Source organism: Flavobacterium sp. S87F.05.LMB.W.Kidney.N, from assembly GCF_004366435.1.
GTDB lineage: Bacteria > Bacteroidota > Bacteroidia > Flavobacteriales > Flavobacteriaceae > Flavobacterium.
The window spans coordinates 196,012-212,743 of sequence record NZ_SODX01000001.1 but is presented as its reverse complement, the minus strand read 5'-3'; the positions used below and the strand labels follow the sequence as shown (position 1 = coordinate 212,743).

The 16,732-nt window shown below is 30.9% G+C and carries 17 protein-coding genes and 1 tRNA gene; 9 read left to right on the top strand and 9 right to left on the bottom strand.

Annotation, left to right across the window (positions count from 1 at the left end; all coding sequences use genetic code 11):
• Positions 1 to 90: 90 nt before the first annotated feature.
• Positions 91 to 2,214, bottom strand: a complete 2,124-nt coding sequence (locus EDB96_RS00915; RefSeq protein ID WP_057115465.1) for a Tex family protein — start codon at positions 2,212 to 2,214, stop codon at positions 91 to 93.
• Positions 2,215 to 2,329: 115 nt separating this feature from the next.
• Between EDB96_RS00915 and EDB96_RS00910 the strand changes: the two genes are divergently transcribed.
• Positions 2,330 to 2,599, top strand: a complete 270-nt coding sequence (locus EDB96_RS00910) for a DUF1294 domain-containing protein (RefSeq protein ID WP_057115464.1) — start codon at positions 2,330 to 2,332, stop codon at positions 2,597 to 2,599.
• 155 nt (positions 2,600 to 2,754) lie between these two features.
• Here EDB96_RS00910 and rpiB read toward each other — a convergent pair whose 3' ends face one another.
• Both rpiB and EDB96_RS00900 read right to left on the bottom strand, forming a co-directional pair.
• Entirely contained in the window at positions 2,755 to 3,186 is a 432-nt protein-coding gene (gene rpiB, locus EDB96_RS00905) for a ribose 5-phosphate isomerase B (RefSeq protein WP_057115463.1), read from the bottom strand.
• Positions 3,187 to 3,965: 779 nt separating this feature from the next.
• Entirely contained in the window at positions 3,966 to 4,199 is a 234-nt protein-coding gene (locus EDB96_RS00900) for a DUF2007 domain-containing protein (RefSeq protein ID WP_134138798.1), read from the bottom strand.
• 110 nt (positions 4,200 to 4,309) lie between these two features.
• Between EDB96_RS00900 and rnr the strand changes: the two genes are divergently transcribed.
• From rnr to EDB96_RS00885, 3 genes are read left to right on the top strand one after another with little or no spacing between them, the layout of a single operon-like run.
• A complete protein-coding gene (gene rnr / locus EDB96_RS00895) occupies positions 4,310 to 6,490 on the top strand; it encodes a ribonuclease R (RefSeq protein WP_134138797.1) in 2,181 nt (726 codons plus the stop codon).
• 25 nt (positions 6,491 to 6,515) lie between these two features.
• On the top strand, positions 6,516 to 7,184 hold the full coding sequence (locus EDB96_RS00890; protein WP_134138796.1) for a head GIN domain-containing protein: 669 nt from the start codon (positions 6,516 to 6,518) through the stop codon (positions 7,182 to 7,184).
• 14 nt (positions 7,185 to 7,198) lie between these two features.
• Entirely contained in the window at positions 7,199 to 7,876 is a 678-nt protein-coding gene (locus tag EDB96_RS00885) for a LysE family translocator (protein ID WP_057115459.1), read from the top strand.
• A 191-nt stretch (positions 7,877 to 8,067) separates the two neighbouring features.
• Here EDB96_RS00885 and EDB96_RS20975 read toward each other — a convergent pair.
• From EDB96_RS20975 to EDB96_RS00870, 4 genes are all read right to left on the bottom strand, one after another.
• Positions 8,068 to 8,138 (bottom strand) — tRNA-Cys (locus tag EDB96_RS20975).
• A 94-nt stretch (positions 8,139 to 8,232) separates the two neighbouring features.
• Positions 8,233 to 8,592, bottom strand: coding sequence for a dihydroneopterin aldolase (gene folB, locus EDB96_RS00880; protein WP_129745791.1), 360 nt, complete (start codon positions 8,590 to 8,592; stop codon positions 8,233 to 8,235).
• Between the two features lie 2 nt (positions 8,593 to 8,594).
• Positions 8,595 to 8,903, bottom strand: coding sequence for a hypothetical protein (locus EDB96_RS00875; protein ID WP_134138795.1), 309 nt, complete (start codon positions 8,901 to 8,903; stop codon positions 8,595 to 8,597).
• Positions 8,894 to 9,109, bottom strand: coding sequence for a hypothetical protein (locus tag EDB96_RS00870; RefSeq protein WP_134138794.1), 216 nt, complete (start codon positions 9,107 to 9,109; stop codon positions 8,894 to 8,896). The genes EDB96_RS00875 and EDB96_RS00870 overlap by 10 nt, the downstream gene beginning before the upstream one ends.
• 144 nt (positions 9,110 to 9,253) lie before the next feature.
• Between EDB96_RS00870 and EDB96_RS00865 the strand changes: the two genes are divergently transcribed.
• From EDB96_RS00865 to EDB96_RS00845, 5 genes are all read left to right on the top strand, one after another.
• Positions 9,254 to 11,371 carry a glutamine--tRNA ligase/YqeY domain fusion protein gene (locus EDB96_RS00865; protein WP_134138792.1) on the top strand — a complete coding sequence of 706 codons (2,118 nt, stop codon included), beginning with the start codon at positions 9,254 to 9,256 and terminating at the stop codon, positions 11,369 to 11,371.
• A 1,133-nt stretch (positions 11,372 to 12,504) separates the two neighbouring features.
• On the top strand, positions 12,505 to 12,984 hold the full coding sequence (locus EDB96_RS00860) for a hypothetical protein (protein WP_057115455.1): 480 nt from the start codon (positions 12,505 to 12,507) through the stop codon (positions 12,982 to 12,984).
• Between the two features lie 80 nt (positions 12,985 to 13,064).
• Positions 13,065 to 13,391 (top strand): YtxH domain-containing protein, encoded by a 327-nt coding sequence (locus tag EDB96_RS00855; protein ID WP_057115454.1) that lies wholly within the window; start codon positions 13,065 to 13,067, stop codon positions 13,389 to 13,391.
• 86 nt (positions 13,392 to 13,477) lie between these two features.
• Positions 13,478 to 13,828, top strand: a complete 351-nt coding sequence (locus EDB96_RS00850) for a competence protein (protein WP_134138790.1) — start codon at positions 13,478 to 13,480, stop codon at positions 13,826 to 13,828.
• 5 nt (positions 13,829 to 13,833) lie between these two features.
• On the top strand, positions 13,834 to 14,088 hold the full coding sequence (locus EDB96_RS00845) for a DUF6327 family protein (protein ID WP_134138789.1): 255 nt from the start codon (positions 13,834 to 13,836) through the stop codon (positions 14,086 to 14,088).
• A 20-nt stretch (positions 14,089 to 14,108) separates the two neighbouring features.
• On the opposite strand, the gene EDB96_RS00840 is transcribed toward EDB96_RS00845, so the two are convergent.
• Entirely contained in the window at positions 14,109 to 15,092 is a 984-nt protein-coding gene (locus EDB96_RS00840; RefSeq protein WP_057115451.1) for an SPFH domain-containing protein, read from the bottom strand.
• A gap of 133 nt (positions 15,093 to 15,225) precedes the next feature.
• Complete coding sequence (gene gltX / locus EDB96_RS00835) at positions 15,226 to 16,731, bottom strand: glutamate--tRNA ligase (protein WP_134138787.1); 1,506 nt, start codon at positions 16,729 to 16,731, stop codon at positions 15,226 to 15,228.
• Position 16,732 lies beyond the last annotated feature (1 nt).

Here is a 16,732-nt window from a genome sequence, read left to right as displayed (position 1 = left end):
TAGAAACTCCCAAATTACAATTGTAATTTGGGAGTTTTTCATTTAAAGATTCCAAACAGTTTGGAATTTGGAATTTTATAAATTGGAATTTTATAAAATCATCGTCAGCTGAATCCTTTTTCTATCTTCATCAACTTCCGTAACCTTCACATCAACATGCTGATGTAATTTTACAACCTCGTTTACATCGCTTACAAATCCAGCTTTTAACTGTGAAATATGTACTAAACCGCTTTCTTTGATTCCGATGTCAACAAAACAGCCGAAGTTGGTAATGTTATTCACAATTCCAGGTAAAATCATTCCTGTTTTCAAATCTTTGATTGATTTTACATTGGCGTCAAATTCAAAAACCTTAGCCGACTTTCTTGGGTCTAAGCCAGGCTTTTCCAGCTCTTTTATGATGTCTTTTAGCGTAAGCAAACCAATTTCAGGTGTAATATAGTTTTCGGCCTTAATAAGCGCTGTTTTCTCTTTATTAGCAATTAATTCGTTTACAGAAATTTTCAAATCTTTTGCCATTTTCTCCACAACTGGATAAGCCTCTGGATGCACTGCCGAATTATCCAGCGGATTTTTAGCATTTGTAATTCTAATGAACGCTGCTCCTTGTTGATAAGCCTTATCTCCCAAACGAGGCACTTTTTTCAACTGTTTTCTGTCTTCAAAAGGTCCGTTTTCAGAGCGGTATTGTACGATGTTTTCTGCCAGCTTCTCTCCTATTCCACTCACATAACTCAGTAAATGTTTACTTGCGGTGTTGATGTTAATTCCAACCGAGTTTACGCAGCGAATTACGGTGTTATCCAATTCTTCTTTTAATTTCGTTTGGTCAACATCGTGCTGATACTGACCTACTCCAATGGCTTTTGGGTCAATTTTTACCAATTCGGCTAAAGGATCTGAAAGCCTTCTTCCGATAGAAACCGAACCACGAACCGTTACATCATAATTTGGAAATTCTTCCCTCGCAATTTTGGAAGCTGAATAAACTGAAGCTCCAGCCTCAGAAACTATAAAAACCTGCACTGGTTTGTCGAACGCGATTTTTTTGATGAAAAATTCGGTTTCGCGCGAAGCAGTTCCATTTCCAATAGAAATCGCATCAATTTGATAGGCGTTAACCATCGAACGAATTTTTTTAATCGCCATAGATTCTTCGTTTTGAGGCGCGTGCGGGTAAATCGTTTCGTTATATAACAAATCGCCTTTTTCGTCTAGACAAACTACTTTACAACCGCTTCTAAATCCTGGATCGATTGCCAGAATACGTTTTTCTCCCAAAGGCGGTGCCAATAATAATTGTCCTAAATTGTTGGCAAAAACCTGAATAGAATTCGCATCGGCTTTTGCTTTTGCTTCCTGAAGTGTTTCGTTTCCAATTGCTGGGTTTAATAAACGTTTGTAACTATCTTCAATTGCTAACTGCAAATGAGCTGTTGTGCTATTTTGTTTTTTAATAATGATTTCGTCAATAACATCGTAAGCATCATCGATATCAACATCTATTTTCATTTTAATAAAACCTTCGTTTTCAGCGCGAAGCATTGCCAATAAACGATGCGCCGGCGCTTTTGTCAAAGGCTCCTCCCAATCAAAATACTGACTGAATTTTTGTGCTCCTTCTTCTTCCGCTTTCTTTTTTACGACTTTGGTTGCAATTGTTGCTTTTCGTTGATATAATCTACGAAGCTGTTTACGAACATAAATATTTTCATTAATCCATTCTGCCACAATATCTCTTGCGCCTTGCATAGCCGCTTCTTCATTAATCACATTTTCATTAATGTATTGTGTCGAAACAAAATCGACATCAACATCACTTTCAGACATTATGATTTTTGCCAAAGGCTCTAAACCAAACTCGCGGGCAACATCTGCTTTTGTTTTTTTCTTCTTTTTGTACGGAAGATAGAAATCTTCAATTTCCTGCAGATCAAAACTGTCTTCAATTTTTTTCTTCAAATCCGCCGTGAGCGCTTTTTGTTCTTCAATAGATTTCAGAACTGCTTCTTTACGCTTTACAAGTGTGTCAAAATCTTTCTGCAATTTTGCAATCTGTTCAATTACAGTTTCATCAAGATTACCAGTCGCGTCTTTTCGGTATCTCGAAATAAACGGAATTGTACAATCTTCCTCTAATAATTTTACGGTGTTTTGAATGCTGACTGCAGGTGCCTGAACAGATTTGGCAATGAATTGAATATTAGTCATACGTTTAATGAAATAAATTCTTAATTACAACATGATATAATTTACTTGTTAAAACGATTTGTAAATTCATCAATGATTCGGCTAAAATAATATCTTTGTTTTTAATTTTACGCCAATGGAAATTTTTTTACTCTATTTTTTATTTATAAATATTGTTCTTTTTATTCTTGCTGGATACGATAAATATCTGGCTCGAAAAAATAAACGAAGAATTCCTGAAAATACTTTGTTTTTTCTTCAAACAATTGGCGGAACAATAGGTTTATTAACAGCTATGTTTTTCTTTAAACATAAAACGAGTAAAACTTCATTTATTGTCAAATTCTTATTGATTCTTTTACTACAAGTTGTTTTAATTTACTTCATGCTAACTCAAAAAATATAGATATTAACATTGTTAATAACCTTAAAAAGTATAATTTAAAATAACTTCAATATATTGAATGTAAGTACTTTAAATAAAAAAACCGGATGAATTTTAAAAATCCGCCCGGCTTGTTTATTTACATTGGTGCGAAGCACCCGATTTTTTTTGACTTTTTACGAACAAGCAATCTTATTAACTCTGTTTTGATGTCTTCCGCCTTCAAAAGCTGTTGTCAGGAAAGTTTCAACGATTTCAACTGCTTGATGAATAGAAGTAAAGCGCGCCGGAATACTTACAATATTAGCATCGTTATGCAAACGTGTCAAATAAGCAATTTCCTTAGTCCAGCATAAACCAGCTCTCACTTTCGGATGTTTATTAACAGTCATTGCAATTCCGTTACCGCTTCCGCAGATCACAATTCCAAAATCAGCTTTTCCTTCAGATACATCATTTGCAACTGGATGTCCAAAATCTGGATAATCTACAGAAGCATCAGTATCAGTTCCGTAATTCGTTACTTCGTATCCTTTTGCTTTAAGCATTTCAACAATTGCTTTTTTATATTCTGGTCCAGCGTGGTCGTTTCCTATCGATATTTTCATTTTCTATACTATTAAGTTGTGTAGTACAAATTTACTCAATTAATAAATGGTTGCCACGAATTACACCAATTTTCACAAATTATTTTCTTTTTTGAATACTATATAAACATTCCAATATAAATTCGTGTAGATTCGTGAAATTCATAGCAAAAAGCTTAGAAAGATAACTTACGTAATATCAAATATTTACCACTTATTAACAATTTTAATAACTTCATAAGTATCTCATAATCAATAAAGAATAATCAGAATATTTGTTAAAATTTTAGGGTGTTAATAGGAGTTTGTAATTCGTTGATATTCAGTTAACTTTAAATTAACAGAAACTGTTAATAAGTTCGAAAAGAAAATTAGAAGTTTTTTTTGGTTGTGTCGAAAAAAAACCTAATCCAAAACTGGAATCAAAAATCCTAATAAAGTTTCGGGAATTTTTAGAAAAGTTATCAATATCAAAAATGCCATTTTCAACAAATATCAACATATGAACTTATCTACAAAATCAATTCAATTTTGGTTGTCAACCGTTGTTAATTAAAATACAAAAAGTCTTATAAATTAATCATTTAACTAAAAATAACTATGTTGATAACTCAAAATAACTAAGAGAAACTTCATTTCAATGCTTTTAAAAATAAATTTATTCGACATATTAACACACTATAATAACCAACAAATTTTTTTAAATTTTTAAAAATCTTTTTTGTTGTATTTAATATATGTTGAAAACTAAAAAAGTTTAAAAAGAAAAAAATTGAATTTAGTTTGAAAAAAGAATTTGTTTAAACGATTTTTAGAGGATTGTTTAGTCTGTCAAGAATTTCTTGAACTTGTTCGAAATCGTTGGGATGAACTTTAAGTTTGATTCCACCCAGCGCCGAAGTGTACATTGGGACTACTGAAAGTGTCATTTCGTTTTCGAAAAAATAAGGGATTTGTTCCTGTTCCAGTAAGTGTTTGAGAACCACTGTTTCGTGCTGATAATTGAATATGGCGATGGTCTTAAAGCTTTCCATATGAGGTGTTTTTGTAAATGTACGAAAAGTTATATTTTTAATAATTCTATTTGTTAAAAAGTATTATCTGATTTCTTATTTGTAATTTTAAACCTTATAAGAAAAGATATATGAGTAAGAAAATTAGAAAGCCGATAAAAAAAGAGAAAGATTTCTCTGGAAAAATAATAAAGATTTTATCGCAAAATGCTAATAAACCATTCAATTATAAACAAATAGGAGCAAAGCTTGAACTTGACGATACCAATAGCAGGAATCAAATTATAAAAGAACTAAAAATTCTAGCTTCGCAAAAGAAAATTATAGAATCAGAGCCTGGAAAATATCTAGTAAAAGCCGAAAGTCAGGATTACTACGAAGGAACAATAGATATGACGAGCAGAAAAACTGCTTATTTTATTTGTCCAGATTTTGCAGAAGATGTTTTTATTCCGACCAATAATTTGAATCGTGCATTAGATAAAGACAAAGTAAAAGTCTATGTTTATAATAGAAGAAAAGGTAAAAGACCTGAAGGTGAAGTAATTGAAGTTGTAGAAAGAGATAAAACAGAATTTGTTGGTGTAATTGATATGCAGCCAAATTTTGCATTTGTTTCTACTGCAAATCCTAAAATGTATACCGATATTTTTATTCCGAAGGATAAAATTGGTGAAGCAGAAAACGGTGATGTTGTTTTAGTTAAGATCGAAGATTGGCCAAAAAGAGCTGACAGTCCGTTTGGATCTGTCATAAAAGTTTTAGGAAAACCTGGTGAACACAATACTGAGATTCACGCTATTTTAGCGGAATATGGACTTCCATCAGATTTTCCGGTAGAAGTAGAGGTTTATGCACAAAAAATAGATACTTCGATTCAGGAATCTGAAATAGCGAAACGTCGTGATATGCGTGATACGCTTACGTTTACGATAGATCCAAAAGATGCAAAGGATTTTGATGATGCCTTGTCATTCAAAAAGTTAGAAAACGGAAACTACGAAATTGGGATTCACATTGCCGATGTTTCATATTATTTGGAAGAAGGTACAATCTTGGATGATGAAGCTTATCAAAGAGCAACTTCTGTTTACTTAGTAGATAGGGTAGTGCCAATGCTTCCTGAAGTTTTATCTAATTTTGCCTGTTCACTTCGTCCGAATGAAGAGAAATATACATTCTCTGCGATATTCGAAGTTTCGCCAACCGCACAAGTTATTAACCAATGGTTTGGTAGAACAGTAATTTATTCAGATCAGCGTTTTGCTTACGAAGAAGCACAGTATATTATTGAAACAAAAGATAATACAATTCCAGTTGATGTTTCAATTACTGGAGAATCTTATGTTGTTTCAGATGAAATTACAGAAGCAACTTTAAAATTAGATGAATTAGCGAAGATTTTAAGAAAGAAAAGAATGCAGAATGGTGCTATTTCTTTTGATAAAGTTGAAGTGAAATTTAATTTGGATGCAGAAGGTGAACCAGAAGGAGTTTACTTTAAAGTATCTAAAGATGCCAATCATTTGATTGAAGAATTCATGCTTTTAGCCAACAGAAAAGTGGCTGAATACATTGGAAAACAAAAGAAAACATTTGTTTACAGGATTCACGACGAACCAAACGAAGAAAAATTAATTGCGATGCAAACCGTAATTGCTAAATTTGGTTATAAAATAGATTTCCGTAACAAAGGCGATATTTCAAAGTCTTTGAATGCATTGATGGAAGAAGTAAATGGTAAAAAAGAACAGAACTTAATCGACACTCTTGCGATTAGAAGTATGAGTAAAGCCAAATATTCTACAGATAATATTGGTCATTACGGTTTAGCTTTTGATTATTACAGCCATTTTACATCGCCAATTCGTCGTTATCCAGACGTTATGGTACACCGTTTGCTGCAGTATTATCTGGATGGTGGAGCTTCTGTAGACGAAGAAGTGTACGAAACAAAATGTCTGCATTGTTCCAATATGGAAAGTTTAGCGACAAATGCTGAGCGTGACAGTATTAAATACATGCAGGTTAAATACATGCAGGATCATCAGGATGAAGAATTTTTGGGAGTTATTTCAGGAGTTACAGAATGGGGAATTTATGTTGAAATTGTTTCTAACAAATGCGAAGGAATGGTAAGAATCAGAGAAATAAAAGATGATTACTATACTTTCGATGAAAAACAATATGCGTTAGTTGGAGCAACTTCAAATAGTATTTTACAATTAGGAGATGAAATTTATGTTAAAGTAAAAAATGCCGATTTAGTTAAAAAACAATTGGATTTTCATTTTTTAAGAAGAGCAGAATAAAGTTTAATTTAAAAAAAATAAAAGTATGAAAAAGTTAATTATAGGAGCTGCAATTTTATTTGTTCAAATGTCTTTTGGTCAGGTTACCAAAGAGTTAGGTGAATTTGATACCGTAAAAGTTTACGATAAGTTAAGTGTAAAATTAGTTCAATCTTCAGAGAATAAAGTTGTTATAAAAGGAGCAAGAGAAGCAGAGGTTGAAGCTGTCAATAAAAATGGAATATTAAAATTAAGAATGCCTTTTCCTAAACTATTATCAGGAAATGATTTAGATATTACTTTGTATTACAAAAGAATAGAATTGATTGATGTTAATGAAGGAGCAGAAGTTACAAGTAAAGAAACACTAAAAGCAACTTCGTTTAAAGTAAGTGCGCAGGAAGGTGGAAAAATTAATGTAGATTTGAATGTTGATAAGTTAAAAGTAAGTTCAGTTTCTGGTGGAGAAATCACTGCAACTGGTAAAGCAGATAGCCTTGATGCCAGTTTAGGAGCCGGTGGTTATTTCCTTGGAAGTAAATTAGCGACTTCTCAGACTAATGTAAGCGTTTCTGCGGGAGGAAAAGCTGATGTTAATGCTTCGACCTTAGTTGATGCAAAAGTAAGCGCAGGAGGCTCTATTTACATTTATGGAAAACCAAAGCAAATAAATCAAAAAACAGTTTTTGGAGGTAAAATCGAAGAAGTAAAATAACAAGTTGTATTTTGATGGTAAATGATATTTTGGCTGGACTGCCATGGGGACTTTTTCTAAGTTTTATGGTAGGTCCAGTATTTTTTATACTACTAGAAACCAGTATTACAAAAGGATTCAGAGCAGCAATTGTCTTTGACTTCGGTGTAGTTCTAGGTGATATTTTTTTTATAGCTATCGCGTATTTAGGAAGTTACAGATTAATTCAGAGTTTAAAAGATAAACCAGCTTTGTTTATTTTTGGAGGAATAATAATGCTGGCTTATGGTATAATTTCTTTCGTTCGTTTAAAAAATGAAGAAAAAATAGACGATGAAGAAATTGATCGTGATATCATCAAAAGAAACTACGGAAGTCTATTTATAAAAGGCTTTTTACTCAACGTTATCAACATTGGAGTATTAGGTTTTTGGCTGGCTGTTATCATTTCTGTAGGACCAAAATTAGAAATGCAAAACTCAAGAATGATTACTTTTTTTACATCAGTTATCATTACTTATTTACTGGTTGATTGTCTTAAAATAGTATTAGCCAAACAATTAAAATCTAAAATGACACCAACTAATATCGTTAAAATCAAAAAAGGAATTAGTATTGTTTTAATGGTCTTTGGAGTTGCTTTAATCACACAAGGATGGTTTCCAAAAGAAAAAGAAATGGTTAAAAATGCTTTCGAAAAAATAGAAAAGTAGTTGTTAATAACTCAAAAATATAAAATTAAGCCTCTGAATTTCAGAGGCTTTTTTGTGTTTATAAGTCTTTGCGAGGAACGAAGCAATCTAACTAATTATATCAACATTTATAATCTATAGTAGTGAGATTGCTTCGTTCCTCGCAAGGACAAGACATAAAAAAAACCTTCAAATTGCTTTGAAGGTTTTTGAGGCATCGTCCGGATTCGAACCGGAGTAGGAGCTTTTGCAGAGCCCAGCCTAGCCGCTCGGCCACGACGCCATTGCTTGAACGGATGGCAAAAGTAACTAAAATCTTTAAATTTCAAAAGTTTCATATGAACTATTTTGAAAAAATACGATTTTAAATAAAATAATTACTTTCTAATTTCTGTCATTTTTATAGTAACTGACTCAACATCACCACCAATAGGAGGATTAATTTTAGAAACCCAAACTGTTGTTTTTTCTACAGTTTCTATCTCTGCCAGCACACGAATATTGATTCTTTTGGCTACATGTTCTAGTAAATGCGAACGAATTGCCATTTCTTCAGTAACAATTTTATTCAAATGAACGTAATCAACAGTGTCTAAAAGATGATCTGTTTCAGCCGATTTCTGAAGATTTGTTTTAATTTTTAGATCTACAGTATAGTCAGATCCTATTTTTCCTTCTTCAATTAAACATCCGTGGTACGAAAAAGTGCGAATGTTTTTAAGTTTAATGATTCCCATTTTTATAATTTTATTCTTGTAGTGTTTGGATCTTGATAATTGGATGTTACAGCTTGGATTGAAACTAATTTTTCGTTTTCATCTACTGTAAAATGAATGGTATAAGGGAATTTCTTTAGTGGTAATGTGCGGACAATATTATATTTTTCTTCGAAAAAAGGAATATTAGTTAATGTTTTACTGTAACTTTTAAATTCTAAATAGAATAATTTTCCTAGTCCTTTGTTTTTAGATTCATAATAGTATGCTGCTTCATCAACTTCTATTTTTGCTCGAGAAAGTATTTGAAGTTTAAAATTCTTTAGAGCCATTTCTTATCCATTTCTTTTTCAAAATCTTCCCAACAAATGTAGTCTTCTGGTTTTGCATTTTTAATACGCTCTAAAACCATTTCTTGCTGCCAAAGCGGAATTTCATTCTCTGGAGTTTCATTTATAGAAACTTCAGGAACATGTTTAAAAAAACTAATAAAAGTTTCGTAAAAATCGTCTGGAATTGTAACAGTTAATTGTCTCATAACTTCAATATTTATACAAAAGTAATAATAAATTTAGTTTCAAGTTCTAAGTTGCAGATTTACTGACAAGTTTCCAAAGAAAACCATAAACCATAAACTATTAACTATAAACTTTTTTATCTTTGCTAAAATTACTATAAAATAATGGCATCAGAAGAGAAATCACTCAATTTTATTGAACAAATCATAGAGGAAGATCTAAAATCAGGTCTTTCACAAACTAAACTTCATTTTCGTTTTCCACCAGAACCAAACGGTTATTTACACATTGGGCACGCTAGTTCTATTGCTTTAAATTTTGGTTTAGGTATTGATTATCAGTCACCTGTAAATTTACGTTTTGACGATACAAATCCAGAAAAAGAAGAGCAGGAATTTGTTGACGCCATTAAAAAAGACGTTGAATGGCTGGGTTATACCTGGGCAGAAGAACGTTATGCTTCTGATTACTTTCAACAATTATACGATTGGGCTGTTTTATTAATTAAAAAAGATAAAGCCTATGTTGATAGCCAGTCTTCTGAAGATATGGCCATTCAAAAAGGAACGCCATCAACAGTTGGGACAGATAGTCCGTACAGAAATCGTTCAGTTGAAGAAAATTTAGATTTATTTGAAAGAATGAAAAATGGTGAATTTGAGGCTGGTACACATATTCTTCGTGCAAAAATAGACATGAAATCAACTAATATGTTGATGCGTGATCCTATCATGTACAGAATTTTACACAAGCATCATCATAGAACTGGAGATGCCTGGAAAATTTATCCAATGTACGATTGGGCACACGGACAAAGTGATTATTTAGAAGAGATTTCACACTCATTTTGTACACTTGAATTCTTGCCTCACCGTGAATTATACGATTGGTTTTTAGACCAGATTTTAGACGAAAATAAACTGCGTCCGAAACAAAGAGAATTTGCCAGACGTAATTTATCACATACGGTTGTTAGTAAAAGAAAATTACAGCAACTAGTTAAGGAAAAGCATGTTAACGGTTGGGATGATCCTAGAATGTCAACAATTTCTGGATTAAGAAGACGTGGTTATACAGCTGCTTCTTTGCGTAATTTTGCTAATACAATTGGTATTGCAAAACGTGATAATTTAATCAATGTATCGGTTTTAGAATTTTGTATTCGTGAAGATTTGAACAAAATTGCACCTCGTGTAATGGCTGTTTTAGATCCGGTAAAACTGGTAATTACCAATTATCCAGAAGGGAAAGAGGAGTGGCTGGAAGCTGAAAATAATCAGGAAGATGAAAATGCAGGTTTCAGAAAAGTACCTTTTTCTCGTGAATTATACATCGAAAGAGAAGACTTTTTAGAAGAAGCTCCAGCTAAATTTTTCCGTTTGACTTTAGGAAAAGAAGTTCGTCTTAAAAATGCTTATATCATTAAAGGTGAATCTGTTATAAAAGATGCAGAAGGAAATATTACTGAAATTCATGTTACTTATGATACCGATTCTTTAAGCGGAAGCGGGACAGAAGCAAGCCAAAGAAAAGTATCTGGAACATTGCATTGGGTTTCAATTCAGCATGCATTAGAAGCAGAAGTTCGTTTATACGATCGTTTGTTTACAGATGAAGCTCCAGACAGTTATAAAGAGAAAAATTTCTTAGATTTTGTGAATCCAAATTCATTAGAAATTGTAACTGGATATGTTGAACCAAGTTTAGCTACAGCTCAAAATGAAGATAAATTCCAGTTTCAACGTTTGGGTTATTTTACTGTTGATAAAGACTCAACTGCTTCAAAATTAGTGTTTAACAAAACTGTTGGACTAAAAGATGCTTGGGAAGAAAAAGGTAAAAAAGAAGAAAACAGCATTAATAATTCGTTAAAAGAAATCAACAAATATTTTAAAGTTGAAAGTAAACCAGAACGTATTGCAATTGAAAGTGCAATAGGGGAGAACATTAAAAATGTTACTAGTTTTTCACTTTTACAGAATTCTTTAAAGAAAAATATCAATAATAATAAGGCTTCGTTGTTGTTTGCTCAATTTATTTTGAAATATGGAAGTTGGAAATCAACAGATTTTGAAGAAGAAGATATTAAGAAATTATATTCAATGTCTTTAAAAAGTGAATCAACTTATGTTCGATCTAAAGCATTATTAAATTTGAGAGATATCGAAGAAGTAAGTTTCAAAAATCAATTTGATGATGAAATTTTAAAACTATATTCAAATCCTCCCAAAAATGCATCGGAGAGAGAAATTGAAATTCTTGCCGAGATGGTAAAAAAATAAAATAATTACAATCTATGGAGAAGCGCTTTTTAAAAGCGCTTTTTTTATTATATATAAAATTTATTAAAATATTAAAATCTATAATTTTTATAAATTAAAAATAGCTTTCATAAATTAATTTTAAAGCATTTTTTTTAATCTTCCACCTCATTAATCTTATTTTAAAAGATCTTTTATTACAAGTCTTTATTTTAAATTTTACTTTTTTTACTACCTATTTTACTTTTTTTAGTCAATTTTTTTCTTTAAAAATTTTTAAATGAAATTCTGGTATAATTTTTTAGTGTATTTTAAATTATAAATTAGTATTATCGCTATTTTGTATTTGATAATTTATTTTTATTATTATTAAAATTGATGTATATAATAAAAAATATAGATTTTATAAATTAAAAGTGACCTTCATAAATGTATTATAAGAGGCTTTTTAAATTTAGCCATCTCTAGAATCCTATTTTTTAAATTGATGGAAATTTGCTGCTTATTTTAAGTTTTGAATTTTTTGACCAGATTTTTTACCTTCTCCTAACTTTTTTATTTTTTTATAATGTAAAACCGATTTTTATTATATAAATTAATTTGATTAAAATTTTAAAACGATAGTTTAATTTAATAATTACTATAATTGATTAAAATTATATTTATTATAGTTTTTATATATTAGGAATAGCTTAAATAAATTAATTTTAACGCATTTTTTTATTCAAGTTGATATGTAACTCGTTTTTTGATTTATTGTTTATTTATGAGCTTTATTTTAGTTTTAGCTGTTATTTTTATCAGTTTAACGGGTTGTTAACATACAATTGTTTATAAAGTTGCTATTTTTAACTCAATACCAAAAGTCAGAGATGATTTTTATAAAAATTAAAATTTGCCGTTAAAGAAACTAAACTGAAATTTATTGTTTTTAAAAACTCGTAATTTTTACAACAGTAAATCTTCAAAATTGATTTCTTGAAAAGACAATTTTATGTTCTCATTTTTATTGTGATGTAATCCTGATAATATTTCGCGTAAAAGGTATTTTTCAAATTGTATCATAATGTACAAAATTCCATAATGTTGAATTTGTGTTAAGCTTTAGTTTTTAAATTTCAAATCTGATCATTTTTAATTTAAATCTAATTATCATGAAAATTTTATATTTTACGCTAGCAATGTTATTTGCAAATGTTGCAATTTCACAAACACATCAAATTACAAAACACAATGGTGAACAACTTGATGTTAATTTCATAAAAAACGAAAATGGTTTAATTTATTATTCACTAAACGGAAGTTCAGAAGAAATTAAAATTAGCAAACATGCTGTTTCATCAATTACGAATAAGCAAACCAAACAAACTCAAAAAATTTCTGATAAAATAATAGTAGATTCAAAAGACGATTACAAAATGGTAACTGTTCTGCCTCAGGAAAAGACAATAGGACTGAAGCAATCTGCTAGTTTTACTGGTGTCTCGACAAGGACAAAAGGTGAACCGCCAATTGCAAACCAGAAACAAACTGCTATGAGAATAAAATCTAAGTCGGCTTCAAATGGTTCTCCTTTTGTGAGTATTGTTGAAAAAGGTGATGGAAAATATGAAGCAGTTACTTATGTGTATTAATTCTATTGTTAAATTTTGAATTTTACTGTTTAGCATTTTAAAAAAGAACTATCTTTATTAATCACTTAAAAAGAAATGTTATGTCTAATAATTCAAATACAATTGCAGCAATTTTAGCTGGTGCTGCAGTAGGAGCGGCAATCGGGATTTTATTTGCTCCAGAAAAAGGATCAAAAACCCGAGCTAAAATTAAAGAAGGAATTGATGATGCAAAACATAATTTGCAGGATTCATTTGAAGCAAGTTCTGAAGTACTACGTGAAAAATTCACAGGTGCAACAAAAAATCTTGATGGAACTTTGAATGATTTACTTTCAAATGTAAGTCATAAGACAGAAGAAGTGATCACTTTTTTAGAATCTAAATTGGCTGATTTAAAAGCACAAAACGCTAAACTTCAAAAATAAAAATCTATTAAATTGTACAAGAAGCACTTAACTTGCTTATTTTTATAAGACAGTTTTGTGCTTTTTTTATTTTAAAAAATCTAGTTATGGCTTTTGAAGAGTTAAAAGAAAACACCGAAAAAATTCAGGATCAGACTAAAGTTTACATCGACAGTCATTTGGCCTATTATAAACTTTGGGGTTTTAAAGTTGCAATGAAATCAACAACGCTAATTTTTAAATTCACGTTAATATTATTGTGTTTTAGTATGGTTTTGATTTTTGGATCTTTTGCAGCAGCTTATGCTTTTGGAGATTTGTTAGGCAGTAATGCTCTAGGATTTTTAGCAGTAGGAGGGATCTATCTTTTATTTACTATTTTACTTTTCTTTATAAAAGATAAAATGGTTGAAGGACCAATTTTAGAAAAGTTTTCAGAAATATTTTTTAACGATTGAGAATTATGGAAAAGAAAAAATACTCATCTTATGCTGAAATTGACAGAGATTTAGAAATCTTAAAATTGGAAAAAGATATCAATTATCAGAAATTGGTTTTAAGTTTTCAGAGAACAAAAGAAAGCATAACTCCGCAAAATATAGTAAACGGATTTGTTTCATCGTATACAGATTATTTTAAAAATTCGTATCCGCAAATACTACAATCTATAATACCATTTGTTATCAATTGGTTTACAAATAAAAAAAGAGGCAGTTAAGCCTCTTTTTTATTTTACAATTATTGCTGAACATCTGGTTGAATATCATCTTCATAACCAGATTGAGGTTTTATTTGTTTTGGTTTTTCTACTTTTTTATTATTTTTCTTCATCATTTCGCCAACTTGGTTTGAAGCTGAAAATGATGCAACCATATTATTCAACATGTCACTTCCGGCTTGTGGTGAGTTTGGTAAAAGAATCAAGTTAGAGTTTGTATCAGATCCGATAGATTGTAGAGTATCATAATGTTGTGTAACTACAATTAAGGCAGATGCTTCTTGAGAATTAATTCCAACATTGTTCAAAACTTCAACACTTTCTACAAGACCTCTAGCAATTTCACGACGTTGATCTGCAATACCTTGACCTTGTAAACGTTTACTTTCTGCTTCTGCTTTTGCTTTTGCAACGATTCTAATTCTTGAACTTTCTGCTTCAAATTCTGCTGCAGTTTTTTCTCTATCAGCAGCATTAATTCTGTTCATTGCATTTTTTACCTGGATATCTGGATCAATATCAGTTACCAAAGTATTGATAATATCATAACCGTAAGTAGTCATTGCTTCATTCAATTCTCTTTTTACCGCAATTGCAATATCATCTTTTCTTTCAAAAACATCGTCCAGTTTTAGTTTCGGAACTTCGGCACGGACAACGTCAAAAACGTAAGCCGTAATCTGATCGTGTGGATATTCTAGTTTGTAAAATGCATCATACACTTTGTCTTGAATTACTTTAAACTGAACTGAAACTTTCATTTTAATAAAAACGTTGTCTTTAGTTTTAGTTTCGATGATAACATCTAATTGCTGGATTTTAAGATTTACACGTCCGGCCAATCTATCTACCAACGGAATTTTAAGTTGTAATCCTGAATTTCTAACACTCTGAAATTTTCCGAATCTTTCTATTATGACAGAACTCTGCTGTTTTACTGTAAAGAAAGAAGACATGAAAATGAAGAATGCCAATACTAAAAAGATAATTAATCCTGTACCCATGGTTATAAAATTTATGTTTATGATTTTGGTAAATTACGAAAATTCTTCTAAAATAAAATTTTTAGACATTAAAAAAACGCTAAGAACATTTGTGATATGTTTCTTAGCGTTTCAATTTTAATTCGAATTCTAATTATAAAGTAGCTATCGCTTTCTGAATTCTCGAAATAGTTTCTTCTTTTCCAATGATTTCAACAATGTCAAATAGGTGAGGACCTTTAAGAGCTCCAACCAAACTTAAACGGAAAGGCTGCATAACTTTACCCATTCCGATTTCGTTTTTGGTTAACCAATCTTTTACAACACTTTCAATATTTGCCGAATCAAAGCCATCAATATATTCTAGAGTAGAAATCAATTCCTGCATTAAAGCTGGTGTTTCTTCTTTCCAGTTTTTGCTTGCTTTTTCATCATAAGATGTTGGAGCTTGGAAAAAGAAATCTGTTAGATCCCAAAATTCAGAAACAAAATGCGCTCTTTCTTTTATTAATGAAACAATTCTTGTGATGTCATATTTAGAAATGTCAATTCCTTTTTCCTGTAAAATAGGAGTGAAGGCTTTAGCTAAATCTTCGTCATTTTGTTTTACTAAATATTGGTGATTGAACCATTTGTTTTTCTCTGGATCAAATTTAGCTCCTGCTTTATGAACTCTATTTAAGTCAAAAGCTTCTGCTAATTCTTCAAGAGAAAATAATTCTTTATCAGTTCCATCATTCCATCCTAATAAAGCTAGGAAGTTAACAACTGCTTCTGGGAAAAATCCTTTTTCTCTGTAACCAGAAGAAACTCCTTCTTCAGTTTTCCATTCTAAAGGAAATACTGGGAATCCCATTTTGTCACCATCTCTTTTTGATAATTTACCATTTCCAATTGGTTTTAAAATCAAAGGTAAATGAGCAAATTCTGGAGCTTCCCAACCAAATGCTTTGTATAATAAAACGTGAAGTGGCATAGATGGCAGCCATTCTTCACCACGAATAACATGTGAAGTTCCCATCAAATGATCATCTACAATATTCGCTAAATGATAAGTTGGCATTCCGTCACTTTTAAACAAAACTTTATCATCCAAAAGATTAGTTTCAAACTTCACATCACCACGAATGATATCTTTCAAATGTAAAGTTTCATCAACCGGAGTTTTAAAACGGATTACATAATGCTCTCCATTTGCAATTCTTTTAGCAGTTTCTTCTGCAGAAATTACTAATGAAGTATCTAATTTTTCACGGTTGTGATGATTGTAAATAAATGTTTTTCCTTCAGCTTCGTGTTGTTTTCTATGTGCATCCAAAGCTTCAGGAGTATCAAAAGCATAATAAGCCCAGCCAGAATTTATTAATTGATCTGCATATTGCTGGTACAAATCTTTACGTTCGCTTTGTCTGTATGGACCAAATTTTTCATTTTTTCCAACCGTTTCTTCAGGAGCAATTCCTAACCATTCAAGTGCTTCCATAATGTAAGCCTCTGCACCTGGAACAAAACGGGTCTGATCTGTATCTTCAATTCGAAGATAAAAAACACCGTTATGTTTTTTTGCAAATAAATAATTAAATAGGGCAGTACGAACTCCGCCAATATGTAATGGTCCAGTTGGACTTGGTGCAAAACGCACGCGAACTTGCTTTGACATT

Coding starts and splice junctions, on each gene's coding strand:
- EDB96_RS00845 (WP_134138789.1), top strand. CDS start 13,834: ATGGAAAAGAAAAAATACTCATCTTATGCTGAAATTGACAGAGATTTA.
- rpiB (WP_057115463.1), bottom strand. CDS start 3,186: ATGAAAATATCGATAGGAAACGACCACGCTGGACCAGAATATAAAAAA.
- EDB96_RS00875 (WP_134138795.1), bottom strand. CDS start 8,903: ATGGCTCTAAAGAATTTTAAACTTCAAATACTTTCTCGAGCAAAAATA.
- EDB96_RS00850 (WP_134138790.1), top strand. CDS start 13,478: ATGGCTTTTGAAGAGTTAAAAGAAAACACCGAAAAAATTCAGGATCAG.
- EDB96_RS00900 (WP_134138798.1), bottom strand. CDS start 4,199: ATGGAAAGCTTTAAGACCATCGCCATATTCAATTATCAGCACGAAACA.
- rnr (WP_134138797.1), top strand. CDS start 4,310: ATGAGTAAGAAAATTAGAAAGCCGATAAAAAAAGAGAAAGATTTCTCT.
- gltX (WP_134138787.1), bottom strand. CDS start 16,731: ATGTCAAAGCAAGTTCGCGTGCGTTTTGCACCAAGTCCAACTGGACCA.
- EDB96_RS00855 (WP_057115454.1), top strand. CDS start 13,065: ATGTCTAATAATTCAAATACAATTGCAGCAATTTTAGCTGGTGCTGCA.
- EDB96_RS00865 (WP_134138792.1), top strand. CDS start 9,254: ATGGCATCAGAAGAGAAATCACTCAATTTTATTGAACAAATCATAGAG.
- EDB96_RS00910 (WP_057115464.1), top strand. CDS start 2,330: ATGGAAATTTTTTTACTCTATTTTTTATTTATAAATATTGTTCTTTTT.
- EDB96_RS00860 (WP_057115455.1), top strand. CDS start 12,505: ATGAAAATTTTATATTTTACGCTAGCAATGTTATTTGCAAATGTTGCA.
- EDB96_RS00915 (WP_057115465.1), bottom strand. CDS start 2,214: ATGACTAATATTCAATTCATTGCCAAATCTGTTCAGGCACCTGCAGTC.
- EDB96_RS00840 (WP_057115451.1), bottom strand. CDS start 15,092: ATGGGTACAGGATTAATTATCTTTTTAGTATTGGCATTCTTCATTTTC.
- EDB96_RS00885 (WP_057115459.1), top strand. CDS start 7,199: ATGGTAAATGATATTTTGGCTGGACTGCCATGGGGACTTTTTCTAAGT.
- folB (WP_129745791.1), bottom strand. CDS start 8,592: ATGGGAATCATTAAACTTAAAAACATTCGCACTTTTTCGTACCACGGA.
- EDB96_RS00870 (WP_134138794.1), bottom strand. CDS start 9,109: ATGAGACAATTAACTGTTACAATTCCAGACGATTTTTACGAAACTTTT.
- EDB96_RS00890 (WP_134138796.1), top strand. CDS start 6,516: ATGAAAAAGTTAATTATAGGAGCTGCAATTTTATTTGTTCAAATGTCT.